The sequence below is a fragment of the uncultured Kluyvera sp. genome, assembly GCF_902485085.1.
In the GTDB taxonomy this organism is placed as follows: Bacteria; Pseudomonadota; Gammaproteobacteria; order Enterobacterales; family Enterobacteriaceae; genus Kluyvera; species Kluyvera ascorbata.
Window position 1 is genome coordinate 1 of the sequence record NZ_CABTJS010000023.1, and the last position, 16,655, is coordinate 16,655.

Annotated in this window: 14 protein-coding genes and 1 tRNA gene; 5 read left to right on the forward strand and 10 right to left on the reverse strand. The window is 52.5% G+C overall.

All coding sequences use genetic code 11. The features are described from left to right. The 3 genes from RDN66_RS03730 to pepA all read right to left on the reverse strand — a co-directional run. A partial coding sequence (locus RDN66_RS03730) for a class I tRNA ligase family protein (RefSeq protein ID WP_308537565.1) occupies positions 1–143 on the reverse strand: 143 nt, incomplete at its 3' end. Next, entirely contained in the window at positions 143–586 is a 444-nt protein-coding gene (gene holC / locus RDN66_RS03735; protein ID WP_035892786.1) for a DNA polymerase III subunit chi, read from the reverse strand. The genes RDN66_RS03730 and holC, both read right to left, overlap by 1 nt. A gap of 170 nt (positions 587–756) precedes the next feature. After that, on the reverse strand, positions 757–2,268 hold the full coding sequence (gene pepA / locus RDN66_RS03740; protein ID WP_035892787.1) for a leucyl aminopeptidase: 1,512 nt from the start codon (positions 2,266–2,268) through the stop codon (positions 757–759). A 267-nt stretch (positions 2,269–2,535) separates the two neighbouring features. On the opposite strand from pepA, the gene lptF reads away from it, so the two are divergent. Together lptF and lptG are read left to right on the forward strand one after the other, a co-directional pair. Then, positions 2,536–3,636: an LPS export ABC transporter permease LptF gene (gene lptF, locus RDN66_RS03745; RefSeq protein WP_308537561.1), complete on the forward strand. Its 1,101-nt coding sequence runs from the start codon at positions 2,536–2,538 to the stop codon at positions 3,634–3,636. Continuing rightward, positions 3,636–4,718 carry an LPS export ABC transporter permease LptG gene (lptG, locus tag RDN66_RS03750; protein ID WP_035892789.1) on the forward strand — a complete coding sequence of 361 codons (1,083 nt, stop codon included), beginning with the start codon at positions 3,636–3,638 and terminating at the stop codon, positions 4,716–4,718. The genes lptF and lptG overlap by 1 nt, the downstream gene beginning before the upstream one ends. A gap of 172 nt (positions 4,719–4,890) precedes the next feature. Here the strand turns inward: lptG and RDN66_RS03755 are convergent, their stop codons facing one another. Further along, positions 4,891–6,390, reverse strand: coding sequence for a helicase HerA-like C-terminal domain-containing protein (locus RDN66_RS03755; protein ID WP_035892791.1), 1,500 nt, complete (start codon positions 6,388–6,390; stop codon positions 4,891–4,893). A gap of 134 nt (positions 6,391–6,524) precedes the next feature. Here RDN66_RS03755 and RDN66_RS03760 point away from each other — a divergent pair, with 134 nt between their 5' ends. Next, the gene (locus tag RDN66_RS03760; protein ID WP_202216662.1) at positions 6,525–8,162 is read left to right on the forward strand and encodes a dihydroxyacetone kinase subunit DhaK; all 1,638 of its coding nucleotides are present in this window, start codon (positions 6,525–6,527) and stop codon (positions 8,160–8,162) included. A gap of 43 nt (positions 8,163–8,205) precedes the next feature. On the opposite strand, the gene RDN66_RS03765 is transcribed toward RDN66_RS03760, so the two are convergent. From RDN66_RS03765 to RDN66_RS03775, 3 genes are all read right to left on the reverse strand, one after another. Next, positions 8,206–9,225, reverse strand: a complete 1,020-nt coding sequence (locus tag RDN66_RS03765) for an NAD(P)-dependent alcohol dehydrogenase (protein ID WP_123651094.1) — start codon at positions 9,223–9,225, stop codon at positions 8,206–8,208. A gap of 74 nt (positions 9,226–9,299) precedes the next feature. Beyond that, complete coding sequence (locus RDN66_RS03770) at positions 9,300–9,881, reverse strand: class I SAM-dependent methyltransferase (protein ID WP_202216661.1); 582 nt, start codon at positions 9,879–9,881, stop codon at positions 9,300–9,302. Beyond that, positions 9,881–10,894: an HNH endonuclease gene (locus RDN66_RS03775; RefSeq protein WP_202216660.1), complete on the reverse strand. Its 1,014-nt coding sequence runs from the start codon at positions 10,892–10,894 to the stop codon at positions 9,881–9,883. The genes RDN66_RS03770 and RDN66_RS03775 overlap by 1 nt, the downstream gene beginning before the upstream one ends. A gap of 275 nt (positions 10,895–11,169) precedes the next feature. On the opposite strand from RDN66_RS03775, the gene RDN66_RS03780 reads away from it, so the two are divergent. Beyond that, positions 11,170–11,254: transfer RNA gene (locus RDN66_RS03780), tRNA-Leu, on the forward strand. 163 nt (positions 11,255–11,417) lie between these two features. Beyond that, positions 11,418–12,695 (forward strand): integrase arm-type DNA-binding domain-containing protein, encoded by a 1,278-nt coding sequence (locus RDN66_RS03785; RefSeq protein ID WP_308537562.1) that lies wholly within the window; start codon positions 11,418–11,420, stop codon positions 12,693–12,695. 13 nt (positions 12,696–12,708) lie between these two features. On the opposite strand, the gene RDN66_RS03790 is transcribed toward RDN66_RS03785, so the two are convergent. From RDN66_RS03790 to RDN66_RS03800, 3 genes are all read right to left on the reverse strand, one after another. Further along, on the reverse strand, positions 12,709–14,430 hold the full coding sequence (locus RDN66_RS03790) for an ATP-binding protein (protein WP_308537563.1): 1,722 nt from the start codon (positions 14,428–14,430) through the stop codon (positions 12,709–12,711). 1 nt (position 14,431) lies between these two features. Further along, complete coding sequence (locus tag RDN66_RS03795; protein WP_308537564.1) at positions 14,432–15,736, reverse strand: SIR2 family protein; 1,305 nt, start codon at positions 15,734–15,736, stop codon at positions 14,432–14,434. Positions 15,737–16,027: 291 nt separating this feature from the next. Further along, a complete protein-coding gene (locus tag RDN66_RS03800; protein ID WP_308537566.1) occupies positions 16,028–16,603 on the reverse strand; it encodes a phage polarity suppression protein in 576 nt (191 codons plus the stop codon). Between the last annotated feature and the right edge of the window lie 52 nt (positions 16,604–16,655).

Sequence of the window (16,655 nt, forward strand, 5' to 3'; positions counted from 1 at the left end):
AAACTGCCGGTGACGTTCGGCGGCGGGATCATGATGCAGAAGGACTCTTTGCTTTCGTCGCCGTTAGGCTTGAAATAGCCCTGCTGTTCCCAGTGCTCGTAAAGCGGCTGTTCGATATCTTGCGGGTTATATGTCTTTTCCATTATTTCCAGGTTGCCGTATTCAGGTTAAAACCAGCCACGCGGTAGGCTTTGTAGCGGTCGCGGGCGAGTTGTTTCAAAGTTTCTTCGTAAGGGACGAAGTCTACCACTTCTGTGAAAGCGGTGGCAAAATCTGCAAAGTTTACCCGCAGACTTATCAATATATCCCGTGGGCTGCTGTTGCGCTTGGCAGGCCAGGCTATCTCCACCGGCGCACCGCCTCTTGGGCCTTCGCCCGCCAGATTATGCGGCACAAAACTGTCCGGAGGACGGCTCCACAGGGCTTCATCCAGGCGAATGGCCTGCTGCTCGTCTTCGCAGGCGATCAGCACGCGCTTGCCCGCGCGCCAACGTTCTGCGGCAATTTCACACACCAGTTGCTCGACGGCGCTGAGGTCGTCGACGGTGGTGTCATTGTCCAGAAGATAGAACGTCGCATTCTTCATATATGGGGCTTCTTGTGATGGATTTAAATGCAGAGCCCGGCGTGCCGGGCCTGCGATTTATTGCCGTATGTAGGCCGGATAAAGCGTTTACGCCACCATCCGGCGATTGTGCGTCAACGCCTGATGGCGCTGCGCTTATCAGGCCTACATGTCGCAGGCTCGATATCGTATTACTCTTCGCCGTTAAAACCCGCACGGTTCAGCAGGAACTGCGACAGCAGCGCCACCGGACGACCGGTTGCGCCTTTGGCCTTGCCGGAACGCCATGCGGTGCCGGCGATGTCCAGGTGCGCCCAGTTGTACTTACGGGTAAAGCGCGCCAGGAAGCAACCCGCGGTGATCGCACCGCCAGGACGGCCGCCGATATTCGCCATATCCGCGAAGTTAGACTCCAGCTGTTCCTGATACTCATCGCCCAGCGGCAGACGCCACGCGCGGTCACCTGCCTGCTCGGACGCGCCAATCAGCTCGTGCGCCAGCGGGTTGTGGTTCGACATCAGGCCGGTGATGTGATGGCCCAGCGCAATGACGCAGGCACCGGTCAGGGTCGCCACGTCGATAACCGCTTCCGGTTCGAAGCGTTCAACGTAGGTCAGTACGTCGCACAGCACCAGACGGCCTTCGGCGTCGGTGTTCAGCACTTCAACGGTCTGGCCGGACATGGTGGTCAGCACGTCGCCCGGACGATACGCGCGTCCGCCAGGCATGTTTTCACAGCCCGCCAGCACGCCGATCACGTTGATTGGCAATTGCAGTTCCGCGACCATCCGCATCACGCCGTACACCGCCGCTGCGCCGCACATGTCGTACTTCATCTCGTCCATGCCTTCGGCAGGCTTAATGGAGATACCGCCGGAGTCGAAGGTCAGGCCTTTACCTACCAGCACAATAGGACGAACGTCTTCGGAAGCCACGCCTTTATACTCGATGACTGACATCAGGGATTCGTTCTGCGAACCGTTGCCGACCGCGAGATAGGAGTGCATACCCAGCTCTTTCATCTGCTGTTCGCCGATGACGCGGGTAATGACGTTTTTGCTGTAGCTGTCCGCAAGCTGACGCGCCTGAGAGGCCAGATAAGCCGCGTTACAGATGTTTGGCGGCATGTTGCCGAGGTCTTTCGCCGCTTTGATACCGGCTGCAATGGCCAGACCGTGCTGGATAGCACGTTCGCCGCTGGTCAGTTCACGGCGGGTTGGCACGTTGAAGACCATTTTACGCAGCGGGCGACGCGGCTCGCTTTTGTTGGTTTTGAGCTGGTCGAAGCTGTACAGCGTCTCTTTTGCCGTCTCAACCGCCTGGCGTACTTTCCAGTAGTTATTGCGGCCTTTAACGTGCAGTTCGGTCAGGAAGCAGACGGCTTCCATTGAACCGGTATCATTCAGGGTATTGATGGTTTTCTGAATGACCTGCTTGTACTGGCGTTCGTCGAGCTCGCGCTCTTTGCCGCAGCCAATCAGCAGAATGCGTTCTGACAGCACGTTCGGTACGTGGTGCAGCAATAAGGTCTGCCCCGGTTTGCCTTCCAGTTCGCCGCGACGCAGCAGCGCACTGATATAGCCGTCGCTGATTTTATCGAGCTGTTCGGCGATGGGAGAAAGCCGGCGTGGTTCGAATACGCCCACGACGATACAGGCACTCCGCTGCTTCTCCGGGCTACCACTTTTTACACTGAACTCCATGCACTACGCTCCTGAATCTTAAAGACAACGGCGGTGGCTACGGATAGAATTGCAAGCTTACGTAACTCATTTCCGCTGTTGCGGTGACTTCGTGTTAATCTTAACGTTATTACGGTCCTGGCACGTCAGACGATGTCCTGAAACGTGAAACCGCTGAGTCATTTAATCTTAGCGATGTTTTCGACGACTCAAGAGAATAAATGACGTTTAAGCCATGAAACAAGCTATTTTCCTGCAATAAGACGGGTTTTTACGGGCGTATTTATAGTGATAATCATACGATATCTGGTGCGGGAAACGCTAAAAAGCCAGCTTGCCATCCTCTTCATCCTGCTTTTGATCTTTTTCTGTCAGAAACTGGTGAGGATCCTCGGCGCGGCGGTCGATGGTGATATCCCGACAAACCTCGTGCTCTCATTGCTCGGGCTCGGCGTGCCTGAAATGGCGCAGCTTATCCTGCCGCTGAGCCTGTTCCTCGGTCTCCTGATGACGCTGGGTAAACTGTATACCGAAAGTGAAATCACGGTGATGCACGCCTGCGGCCTGAGTAAAGCGGTGCTGGTGAAAGCGGCAATGGTACTCGCCTTGTTCACCGGTATTGTCGCGGCCGTTAACGTCATGTGGGCTGGGCCGTGGTCGTCTCGCCATCAGGGCGAAGTTCTGGCCGAGGCTAAAGCGAACCCCGGCATGGCGGCGCTGGCGCAGGGCCAGTTCCAGCAGTCTACCGACGGTAACGCCGTGTTATTCATTGAAGGCGTCAATGGCGCAAACTTCCATGACGTCTTCCTGGCGCAGCTTCGCCCGAAAGGCTCGGCGCGTCCTTCCGTGGTGGTCGCTGATACCGGCCAGCTCTCTCAGCGTAAAGACGGCTCTCAGGTGGTGACCTTAAATCAGGGAACGCGCTTTGAAGGGACCGCCATGCTGCGTGACTTCCGCATTACCGATTTTAAAAATTATCAGGCGATTGTGGGGCATCAGGCCGTAGCTGCTGACCCGACCGATACTGAACAGATGAATATGAGTACGCTGTGGAAGACGGATACCGACCGTGCCCGCGCGGAGTTGCACTGGCGCTTAACGCTGATACTGACGGTCTTTATCATGGCGCTGATGGTCGTGCCGCTCAGCGTAGTAAACCCACGTCAGGGCCGCGTACTCTCTATGCTGCCAGCCATGCTGCTGTATCTGGTGTTCTTCTTGCTGCAAACCTCGCTGAAGTCGAATGCGGGCAAAGGCAAAATCGACCCGGCGATCTGGATGTGGACGGTCAACCTGGCGTATATCGCGCTGGCCGTGGTGCTAAACCTCTGGGATACCGTGCCGATGCGCCGTTTCCGCGCCCGTTTCATGCATAAAGGAGCGGTATAATGCAGCCATTTGGTGTACTTGACCGCTATATCGGCAAAACCATTTTCACCACCATCATGATGACGCTGTTCATGCTGGTATCTCTGTCTGGCATTATCAAGTTCGTTGACCAGTTGAAAAAGGCCGGGCAGGGGAGCTATGACGCGCTGGGCGCTGGTCTCTATACTCTGCTGAGCGCGCCAAAAGATGTACAGATCTTCTTCCCGATGGCGGCGTTGCTCGGCGCGCTGCTGGGGCTGGGGATGTTGGCTCAGCGTAGCGAACTGGTAGTGATGCAGGCTTCCGGCTTCACCCGTATGCAGGTGGCGTTGTCGGTGATGAAAACCGCCATCCCGCTGGTGCTGCTGACCATGGCGATGGGCGAGTGGGTAGCTCCGCAGGGTGAGCAGATGGCGCGTAACTACCGTGCTCAGCAGATGTACGGTGGCTCTTTGCTTTCTACACAGCAGGGCATGTGGGCGAAAGACGGCCACAGCTTCGTCTATATCGAACGTCTGAAGGGCACCGATGAACTCGGCGGTGTGAGTATTTATTCCTTCAATAATGAACGTCGTTTGCAGTCTGTACGCTACGCCGCGAGCGCGAAGTTTGATCCGGAGCTGAAGGAATGGCGTTTGTCACAGGTTGATGAATCCAATCTGACTGACCCAAAACAAATTACCGGTTCGCAGACCGTGAGCGGGACCTGGAAAACCACGCTGACGCCGGATAAGCTTGGCGTGGTGGCACTGGACCCGGATGCGCTGTCTATCAGCGGTTTGTATAACTACGTGAAGTATCTGAAGGCCAGCGGCCAGGACCCAGGCCGCTACCAGCTCAACATGTGGAGCAAAATCTTCCAGCCGCTGTCCGTGGCGGTGATGATGCTGATGGCGTTGTCGTTTATCTTTGGCCCGCTGCGCAGCGTACCGATGGGTATGCGTGTGGTGACGGGGATTAGCTTCGGCTTCGTATTCTACGTCCTCGACCAGATCTTCGGCCCGCTGACGCTGGTATACGGTATCCCGCCGATTATCGGGGCGCTGCTGCCAAGCGCCAGCTTCTTCCTGATAAGCCTCTGGCTAATGATGCGAAAAGCCTAACCTTTCTTGTAGCCCGGCCGAGTGAATGCGACGCCGGGTTTTTTATGCCTGAAATTTGCTGTCTTCCCTTTGAATATCGGTGCTATCCCGTGGTCGCTGCGCTCGCACGGGCTATGAGTTGTAGGCAGGATAAGGCGTTTACGCCGCCATCCGGCAAACCGGCGATGACGAACTAACGTCGCCGCCCACCCAACAGACTACCCAACATCCCACGCACAATCTGGTTCGTCACCTGACGCACGGCGCTTTTCGCCGCTGTTTGCACCAGACCATCGTGCTTGCCGCCGCGCGGCCCGGTGGTACCGAAGATAATATCTTTCAGCCCGCCAAGGATGCCGTCATCAGCGCTTTGCTGTCCTTTGGCTGGCGGCGCATCCGCCTGGCCCGCGCTGTTCTGCACCCCTTTTTGCAGCATCTCGAATGCAGACTCACGGTCGATTTCATCTTCATACTTGCCGTAGAGCGGTGAGTTATTAATAAGACCGTTACGCTCGTCGTCGGTCACTGGCCCCATGCGTGAACACGGTGCGATAACCATCGCTCGCTCAACGATGGACGGGCTGCCTTTGGCATCGAGGAACGAAATCAGCGCTTCGCCGGTGCCCAACTCCTGAATCGCCTGCTCGGTATTAAACGCCGGGTTGGCCCGCATGGTCTGCGCTGCCGTCTTCACCGCTTTCTGATCTTTCGGCGTAAAGGCACGCAGCGCGTGCTGCACGCGGTTACCCAACTGACCCAGCACCGCATCGGGAATATCCGACGGGTTCTGCGACACGAAGTAGACGCCCACACCTTTGGAGCGAATCAGGCGGATCACTTGCTCGATTTTATCCAGCAGCACCTGCGGCGCATCGCTAAACAGCAGGTGCGCTTCGTCGAAGAAGAACACCAGCTTTGGCTTTTCGAGGTCGCCCGCTTCCGGCAACTGCTCGTAAAGTTCGGAGAGCATCCACAGCAGGCTGGCTGCGTAGAGCTTCGGCATCTGATAGAGCTTCTCAGCGCTGAGGATATTGATGATGCCTTTACCGTTGCTGTCGGTACGCATCCAGTCTTTGATATCGAGCATCGGCTCACCGAAGAAATGCTCGGCACCTTGCTGTTCCAGCGTCAGCAGCCCGCGCTGGATGGCACCGACGGAAGCGGTGCTGATATTACCGTACTGGTTCTGGAAGGATTTAGCGTTATCGCCGATGTACTGGGTGATGGCCCGCAGGTCTTTGAAGTCTAGCAACAACAGTCCCTGATCGTCGGCGATGCGAAAGATAATATTCAGCACCCCGGACTGCACCTCGTTGAGGTTGAGCAGGCGGGCCAGCAGCAACGGGCCAAGGTCTGAGACCGTGGCGCGAACCGGGTGACCTTTCTCACCGAAGATATCCCACACCACCACTGGGTTAGCATGCGGCTCCCAGTCGGTCACACCGATATTATTCAGGCGCGTCATCAGCTTTTCAGAGGCCTGACCTTCCTCTGCCACGCCGGTCAGGTCGCCTTTGACATCTGCCATAAAGACCGGCACGCCAATCTCCGAGAACGACTCGGCCATCTTTTGCAGGGTAACGGTTTTCCCGGTGCCGGTGGCGCCGGTAATCAGCCCGTGACGGTTGGCCATATTGGGCAGCAGTTCAAGCTGCTTGTCCTGGGTGCGTGCAATAAGCAAAGGTGCGCTCATGGGTAATCCTCCATTTATTCTGCGTCGAGTATAGGCAAAACAACGACATCTCGCGGCAGTAAATTGTCTGTTTTGCGGCGCTTTATCCAGTGCGGACTATGCTTTGCATACGGTTTTCTTTTTTTTGGAATGTTATGTCCAGATTCTTCTTTAACGAGCGTAAACGCCTTGTGGATGATGCGCTTGAAGGCTTAGTGTTGTCCGCACCTCACGCGAACCTGGTGCGATTGGATATCGACCCGGCGATTCGTATCGTCGCCCGCAGCGACTGGGATAAAAGCCGGGTAGCGATTATCTCCGGCGGCGGCTCCGGCCATGAACCGGCGCACGCGGGCTTTGTTGGCAGGGGTATGCTCACTGCCGCGGTATGCGGCGATCTCTTTGCCTCACCGAGCGTCGATGCGGTGCTGAACGCCATCGTGGCGGTAACGGGCGATCGCGGCTGCCTGCTGATCGTCAAAAACTACACTGGCGACCGCCTCAACTTCGGCCTCGCCGCCGAGAAGGCCAAGCGCTACGGCCTGAAGGTTGAGATGGTGATTGTCGCCGACGACGTTGCGCTGCCGGATAACAAACAGCCGCGCGGCATTGCGGGCACGGCGCTGGTGCATAAAGTGGCGGGCTACGCGGCTGAGCAGGGAAAATCGCTTAGCGAAGTGCACGAGATAGCTCAACAGGCCAGCCGCGGTGTGTTCAGCCTTGGACTGGCGATGGAGACCTGCAATCTGCCCGGGGGCGAGACCGAGGATCGCATCAAGCCCGGCCAGGTAGAGTTGGGGCTTGGCATTCACGGTGAGCCCGGTGCTTCGACGGTCAGCAGCCATAACAGCAAACAGCTGATCGGCACGCTGGTTGAGGCCTTGAAAGCCTCAGTGAGTGACAACCGCCTGGCGGTATTGATCAACAACCTGGGCGGCGTGTCGGAGCTTGAGATGGCGCTGCTCGCCAAAGAGCTTGCGCATTCCGCGATGCGCGAGCAGATAGCCTATCTGATTGGCCCGGCGACGCTGGTCAGTTCGCTCGATATGAAGGGCTTCTCGCTATCGCTAATCATCCTGAATCAGGCCATTGAAGAGGCGCTGCTGGCCGACGTTGAGACCAGCGGTTGGGTAAAAGCCGTGGCCTTTGCGCCGCTGAGAACCCTGACGCATGCCAAAGTGCACGACGCGCTGGAAGCGCAGCCGTCGGAGAACCCGCAAGTGCATGCGCTGGTGACACAGGCTACCCAGACGCTGTTGGGTTTAGAGAGCCGCCTGAACGCGCTGGATGCTAAAGTGGGCGACGGCGATACCGGCTCGACCTTTGCGCTGGGCGCGCAGGATGTCGCTACGCTGCTCAAGCAGAACGCGCTGCCGCTGAACAACCCGGCGCAGCTTCTACAGCTGATTGGCGAACGTCTGGCAACCGTGATGGGTGGTTCCAGCGGCGTGCTGATGTCGCTGTTCTTTACCGCTGCCGGGCAGGCGCTGGCGCAGGGCGAACCGCTGGCAAATGCGCTACTGGCCGGGTTAAAGCAGATGAAGTTCTACGGCGGTGCCGCACCCGGCGACCGTACGTTGATCGATGCTTTGCAACCAGCGCTGGAAGCGCTGCGTGATAAGGGGCTGGCAGAAGCGATTACGGCGGCGCAGCAGGGCGCTGACAGCACGGCGACGATGCAAAAAGCGAAAGCGGGGCGCGCATCGTACGTGAACAGTGACAACCTGAACGGCGTGCCGGACCCAGGTGCCGTTGCCGTCGCGGAAGTCTTCGCAGCCTTCGCAAAAGCTTAACGACGAAGAGAAGAACCGGCGGCAGAACGCCGCCGGATAAACATCAGAAATCAGCCTTCAGCACCACGCGGTAACGGGCTTTACCGTCACGCACGTGCTGGATGGCGTCGTTGATTTTCGACATTGGGAACAGCTCGGTGATTGGCGCGACTTTGCTGCGACCGGCAAACTTCATCAGCTTACGCAGTTCGAATGGGTTACCCGTCGCCGAACCGGAGACGCTGCGGTCGCCGCCAATCAGGGTAAATGCCGGTACCGGCAGCGGCGTCAGCACCGCACCGACGGTGTGGAAGTTGCCGCCCGAGGCCAGCGCTTCGAAGTACGGCTGCCAGTTCAGGTCGACGTTGACGGTGTTGATGATCAGATCAAACTGGCCCGCCAGCTCTTTGAGCGCTTCCGGCGAACGGCTATTAACCACGTGGTCCGCACCCATCGCCCGCACTTCCTGCTCTTTCGACGGATTGGAACTGAACGCTGTCACCTCAGCGCCCATCGCGCGCAGCAGCTTAATAGCGATATGCCCCAGACCACCAATCCCAATCACCCCCACGCGGCTGGTTGCGGTAACGTGATGCATCAGCAGTGGTTTAAAGACGGTGATCCCGCCGCACAGCATCGGGCCTGCGGTTTCGATATCAATGTTGTCCGGCAGCGGAATAACCCATTGCCAGTCGGCACGTAGCTTATCGGCAAAGCCGCCGTGGTTGAGGATGGTCGGCACCGAGCCTTCGGTACAGTTAATCTGGTTGCCATCGATACAGGCATCGCAGTGGCCGCAGCTTCGTGCCGTCCAGCCAATGCCCACGCGCTGACCAATCTTCAGCCCTTTACTCTGCGCTGCGCTGCCCAGCGCTACCACGTGACCAATCACCTCGTGGCCGGCAACCAGCGGATATTGAGAGAACCCCCATTCGTTGTCGATCATCGACAGGTCCGAGTGGCAGATCCCGCAGTAATCCACTTTCACCTCAACGTCTTCCGGCAGCAGTTCCCCGGCATCGTATTCCCAGACTTCCAGTTCTGCCCCGGCATTTTTCGCGGCGTAGCTTTTTATTATGGACATCGTGTATCTCTCAGTGTGGTGTTGAACTGAGAGTGTAGAGCATGTGGGGGCGGGGCGCTTGGCGGAAGGGGGGATTAAGAACGCTTCTGTAACAGTGCGTTTAACCACATCTCGCTGCGATCGGGACGCTTGTCTTCCGTCATCCAGTAACCGACAAGCGTGATGCCCGCAAGCCCTGCCAGCAGAGCATTCAGCCCTTGTTCATTGAGATCGGTAAAGTGACGGCCATCTTTGACTCGCTCGCCGTCACCATGCTTAAAGGAGACATACCAGATGCCGCCGGGCTTAAGCGCTCGCGCCAGTTTTGCCATCGCATCCGGCAGCTCGGCGGCGCTAACGTGCAGCAGCGAGGCGCAGCACCAGATGCCGTCGTAATGGTTAACGGCATCGACGTCGCTAAAGGTTATCTGTTTAACCGACAGCCCAGTATGCTGGCTGGCAAGCTTTGCCATTTCTGCCGTCGCGTCGAACGCCTCAACCTGATAGCCCTGCTGTAAAAACGCTTTGCTATCGCGCCCGGAGCCGCATCCGGCATCCAGTATCCGGCCACCTTTTGGAACGTGCTCCAGAAACGGTGTATAGAGCGAACACATATCAACGTTTACCGTCGAGTTAAAAAAATCGTCGGCGTGGTGTTGGTAATATTCAAGCGTCATCAGAAAGTATCCGTTCCCTGTGCGGCAGGTTCCCATTGGTGAAAAAGGACTTTTAGCGCATCGCTCCAGCTGGTGGCCAGGAATTTCTCGCGCAGTGCCGTAGCTGTTCCGGTTTGCCGAATCAACGTTTCGCGCAGCGGCAGGTGGCTATTGATAAAGTACTCGTTTCTATCGTGCAGGCGCTGAAGCAGCTTGCGGGACGGCAGACGCGCGAACTTGCCTTTCTCGCCCCGATTGCACTCCTTACATGCCAGCACCAGATTCCAGACTCCATTCACGTTACGCACCTGCTCACGTGCTTTCCATGGGATAAAGTGGTCAACGTCAGCAAACTGTTCATCGTCCGGCTGTAGGCTGATGGGCGCATAGCAGTAGAAGCAGCGCCCCTTCTGGTATCCGTTGAGGCTATCGCGGCAGCTCGAGATGGCCACGCGGCGATCGCTGCTGCGGCTAAACAGCATCTGATCGTTACCGTCGTACTCCACGTTGATAAGCTGGCTGGAGATATTCATCGCCCACGCCTGCTCGACCAGACTCCAGCGCGCGTTGGTTTCAAAGCTAAGGTTTTGATACTGCAAGCGCTCACCCAGACGGTAAAAATTCTCCGTCAGGCGGATGCCTTTGTGGGTTTTGCGCTCATCGATAAAAAAGCGTTTCTCAATCTCGCCCTGATTCACATTGTGGAAGGCATCAATCACGTTGTTGAACCCCTGACGCACCGTAATGGCGGTTAACGCATCGCGACTGATTTCCCCCGCATTGAACTGCGAACAGGCGGTAATAAACTGGCTGCTGCGCGAGGTTATCTGCTTCGGCGCATGTTGCAGATGGCGACAGAGATGAGCGCTGAACGGCACAGCCAGATCGTCCAGCAAGATCAGATCGCTACCTTCAGGTTTGAGATCGTACAGCGCATGCGCCAGCGCGAACTTATAGGACGCGACGTTTTTGCCGAAGAGAATAATCCCGCGCCAGTAGTTCTCCAGCGTAGGTTCAACCTGATAGAAGCGCATAGCGATGCCCTGAGCACAATGGCCGTTGTTACGAGATTCAGTAACGCGATCTCATATCAAACGAGGGCAAATGTAAACCGACCCGGTCACGTTGCATTTTTTTGCGAGGCGGATTCCGGGAAAAAGCGCTGACTGGGGGCGGAGTTAGCGGTGGTTAAGGGTTTTGAGGGGGAGGCGATGGTTTTTTAGACATTTAGTGGGAGAGTAGGTTACTGACGCTTGCATGGTGGCGCGTGACAGGTATAATCCACAACGTTTTCCGCATACCTTTCCGTGCCGGAGTGGCGAAATCGGTAGACGCAGTTGATTCAAAATCAACCGTAGAAATACGTGCCGGTTCGAGTCCGGCCTTCGGCACCATTAGTACTTCCAAGACCATCCGAGAAAGTCCAATTATCCCTTAAAAATCAATGCTTGCAGCGATTTTTACGTCCTGAGTCGTCCGAGGTTGTCCGTTGAAATCCGGATGTCATTGGGGGCATAATTGGGGGCATCTTAACTTCGATTAGAAATGTGCCCCCAAATGAAGCTCAACGCCAGACAGGTCGAGACCGCAAAGCCAAAAGATAAAACCTACAAAATGGCCGATTGCGGCGGTTTGTATCTCGAGGTTTCGGCCAAGGGTTCTAAATACTGGCGCATGAAATACAGACGCCCCTCAGACAAAAAAGAGGATCGCCTCGCTTTTGGTGTTTGGCCCACAGTGACGCTCGCGCAGGCAAGAGCAAAGCGCGACGAAGCTAAAAAGCAGCTAGTGCAGGGCATTGATCCTAAAGCCGAACAGAAAGAAGCTCAGGCCGAGAATTCGGGGGCATATACTTTCGAAACCATTGCCCGTGAATGGCATGCCAGTAACAAGCGCTGGAGTGAAGACCATCGATCACGCGTTCTTCGCTATCTTGAGCTTTATATCTTCCCTCATATCGGTTCGTCTGATATTCGCCTGCTCAAAACCAGCCACCTGTTAGCCCCGATTAAAAAAGTTGATGCCAGTGGTAAACACGACGTCGCTCAGCGCCTACAACAGCGCGTCACGGCCATTATGCGTTATGCCGTGCAGAACGATTACATCGACTCTAATCCCGCCAGTGATATGGCCGGTGCGCTATCGACAACCAAAGCCCGACATTACCCCGCTTTACCCTCTAGCCGGTTCCCTGAGTTTCTTGCCCGTCTTGCTGCATATCGTGGCCGTGTAATGACAAGGATCGCGGTCGAGCTTTCCTTACTTACCTTTGTACGGTCCAGTGAGTTACGTTTCGCGCGTTGGGATGAGTTCGACTTCGATAAATCCCTTTGGCGCGTTCCTGCGAAACGTGAAGAAATTAAAGGTGTGCGCTACTCGTATCGGGGCATGAAGATGAAAGAGGAGCACATCGTTCCGCTTAGTCGACAGGCGATGATTTTGTTAGACCAGTTAAAGCAGATTAGTGGTGATAAAGAGCTGCTATTTCCGGGGGATCACGACGCAACTAAAGTTATGAGTGAAAACACGGTAAACAGCGCATTGCGTGCGATGGGCTATGACACGAAAACCGAAGTTTGCGGGCATGGATTTAGAACAATGGCGCGTGGGGCTTTAGGCGAGTCGGGATTATGGAGCGATGACGCGATAGAGCGCCAATTAAGCCACTCTGAGCGCAATAATGTACGTGCGGCTTATATTCACACCTCTGAGCATTTGGATGAACGTCGCTTAATGGTGCAGTGGTGGGCTGATTATTTAATGTCTAACTCCGAGAAGCATATTACGCCATTCGAGTTTGCTAAACTCATTAGTTCAAAAAGGAACAGGGTCTAAAGACCCTGCTAAATTATTTTGTCCAAACTTTGCGATAACCTGGAGAATCAGATTCAGGGGGGTAAATAGGCTGTGCTATTTGAATTGTCATTGGAATAGGAAAATCTACTCCTACAAGTGCAACCTCTCCTTGTTTTAAACTTGGTAAGAACGAGGCAGCAGATTTATCTATTTCACCACATGCTCTCTCTACAACATCTCGATCTCTATCATTCGTTAATCTGTGTACTAATAAAGTGCCAATTTGGCTTAAAACACCTTCTGTTATATCTCTGGGTCTTTGAGTGGTTAAACAAATATTGAGTCCGTACTTTCTTCCTTCCTTTGCAATCATTTCAAAAGCATCAAGTTTAACAGAGTGGTCTTCAGAGCCTACCCTTTTCCCTAGGAAGTTATGGGCCTCATCAACTATCACTAATAGTGGTTTTTGTCTAAATTTTTCAAGTCTTGCTAGGGTTAGAAGCTTTCTTCCAATAACATTTGCTAATATTTCCCTTGCGAAAAATTCATAGCTAACGTCACTCAAACATAAACGAAGAACTCTTTTATTTGAGCTTAAGAAATTTTGCAGTATATCGCCAAGTGTTGCTACGCCCGCATCTCCATGAAATACAGCTTTTAATGAACTGGCATATGTCACTGCTTGTATTCGTGTTAATAAAGAGGAGCAATAGCTTAGATCTTGAGTTGCTGCTGCGCCCCACGACTCATCTCCATTATCAAAACAACACTCTTGCACTATCTGAGGTATTAGTTTAGTAACATCAAATGGTTGAGATGGATTGTCAACTAATTTTGAATTGTCACCAGTATTCATTGAACGACGGTAATCAGTTTTAGCTTGTTTTATTTTTTTTAAAATTCCATTGGTAGCTATAGTTGGGTCAATAGATACTAATCTTAGGCTTTTAATCGCTTCTTTCAGTTTCGGCCCTTGAACTTTTCCAGAGGGGTCAAACATGGCAATAAAATCTGATTCCATAAAATCCGTCGGGGGGATTCTAAATTCTAGAGAGCCGTTGGCTTTATTAATTGGTAAACCTAAATGATAATGTGAACAATGCTCTGAGTTAAAAGATCTATACTCACTTGTCGCATCAAGAATAATAGTCTTTGAATTATTGTAGGTTGCACATTCCTCTAAAATTTTCGCGGTTGTCCAACTTTTCCCACCACCAGTAGCTCCTAGTATTGCACAATGTCGACCAAAAAGTTTGTCTGGCTCAACAGTAACAATACTTGTTGAGCCTCCAGAGATATTACCTAAAACGATCCCTATCCTGTTTTCACTACTATCATCTATGCTTCGGTTAATTAATTCAGGTATTAATGAAATAAAGTCTAATGGTGCAGAATATACCCTGTCCCCTAACCGGGGATAAGTTTTAATCCCAGAATCAACACGGAAACTTGACGCATCAATCGTACCAAGAAGTTGTATTGTACCAATAGCATCAACTTTTTTATTGCCCTGTGATTCTCCTGAGACTTCTCCACGTTCACGTTCTGGCAATCTGACCTCAATCAACCGACCTAAAACTATAGATTGTTGCCCTTCGATTAATAAGATCTCACCAACTTCCCCTTTTCCATAACGACTCCCTTCAATGTAGGTTCCACTTACTTCGCCGGCATAGACTAGGTTAACTCTGACCATTTGTGCAAAAATTGATGAAATAACTCCAACTTTTAAAGAGTTTCTTAAAATACCATTTTGTAAAATTGAGTTATACATTTTAATTATTAACTCCTACTTGTTTGATAGCTTTCGCTAACTGTTCCGCAGGTGTTAGGGCTCTAAGGTTAGGGATTAAATTCACAAAGTCTTTGAAGGACGCATTTAAAAAATGTATATCATAACCTGATAATGACAACTCTTTAAGTAATGACCAGTATTTACTGGAGCCATTTTTACTATTGTTATTTATGTGAGTGGCGCATTTGAAATCCACCACAATTAATCTCATGCTTGGATTTGATTTTATTGCTGAATAAATAGGTTCTGAAAGATGATCATCATTAAAGCCAAATCCTGAAATGACAAGGCAATTATTCTTTTTACGAAGGAAGTCGAAAAGCCTTGAAAGCAACTCAAGGTGAGGTTGAATAAATGCTTGTTGATATTTTCCTTTCGCAGGATATATCAAACAAGCATTTGTTGCTGATGGTGTATTATTTTCATATATTTGGCCGTCTTTCCGTATCCAGCTAACAGAACCATGTAGTTTAAATAGATTAAACACTCCTTCTATGAATTCATGTTCATTCTCATCTCTATGGACAACGTCATAGTTGAAGTACTTACCATCGAATCGTCTGATGCCAGTATATGAAAGTCCGTCTACAACCATCATTCCTAACTCTGAGGCAGCAGTCTCAAAAGTTAAGTCATAATTAGTTGTAAATACTTTTAATCTTGGATCTCTAACCCTTCTTCTGCCCATTTTTTGGAGTAAGTTTACATAAGAAGAAATGTCACTAGTTCCATCCTCCAAAAATGATCGACATTTATTTAATATGACTGTTTTGACTTCATTCAAAAAATCTAGAACTTCATTGTCTTCGTGAAATGCTAGGAAGGCCTCGCAATTTGAGAGGAAATGCTCAATGTTAGGATATTCAATATCAGTATATTTGACTTTTTCACATACACTTAACGCAATTTTTTTAAGTTTTCTTTCCTCATTTTCTTCTGGATCTTCCAACATGGCGCATTCCCAAAGATCCCACATACTAGGGCCACCAACATCACCAAGAGATGTGCCGCTTCCTGCGAAAAATGAGAGATTTGGGAATTGTAAGGACCGAAGTAAAAAATCGTTTATATAGTTCTGATTTTCTTTTAAAACTTTTTTGTCAATGTCAGATAATGGTAGTTTTGGCAGCGGTGGCAGAGGCGGCAGAGGCGGTGCGCCTGCTTCCTGTATAACTTTGTTCGCTCGAATGTCACGCCAATAAATATATGATTCTTCGCTAAGAGCTTTCCAATTGTTACTGCCGGGTTTTAAATATGAAATGTATCCATCCGGAGTAGTAGTCATAGTCAGGATCCCTTGAAGATATAGTGGTTTAGTACTCATAAATCTACTACACAGGACGGGCTAAAAAAAAGTCATCCTAGATATTTGTTTATGCAGCCTTAGCGCGCAATGCTCTCCCCGCCACGCCTGCCCGCTTCAGAGAGCGCTTTTAATGCAGGTGCATGAAGGGCTTCAGGCAGCGCCAGTGCTGGCGCGGCGGGGTGTGGAAAATTCAGGATTTTGGATGCAAAGCCATGCAGCATAGGCATGCATGGCTATTTTTCTTAAAAAGACGGGTATTTTCGGGGTGATTTATGCGGATTTTTTGCGGTTCTGCGCGGCCTGTCGGCACATGAAAATCTGACTCTGTTCAGGTGTATATTTTGCCCGATTGTCTCCTCTGGAGGCTCTGTCAGGCCGGAACCCGATGGTCGTCAGAATATCCCGGTCATCCTGCGCATAATGAATATATCTTCCGCTGGCCAGATGGACTGATAGCGCTTCGCGAATGCTGGCGGCCGCCCGGTCGAGAGCCCGTTCCCTGACAATTTCAGGTTGTTCGCTGAGGTGCATTAATTCTGGTGCCAGCGCTGCGGCCAGCGCGTCGCCACTGACCTGCATAAAGGCGTGGAGCTGGCGACGCATGCTGACACGCTGCACGGCCTCATGTGACCGGATGTAGCGACCGGCTGACTGGTTTACTGCCCATTTTTTCAGGTCAATATCATCACGCAGCGCCTGCACAGCGTCAGCCTCATAACGAGTACTGCTGAGCTCATGTTCTTTCAGCGCCATTTCAGCCCGTGCCAGTGCTGACTTGCTGCTCATCCAGTCCGATTTATTCTTCTGACAGGTTTCAAAGGCCTGCTCCAGTGGTGCTCGTATCATTTTCTTTTCTCCTGAATCAGTGGCGCAGCGATGAGCGAGCGCAATCCAGAAT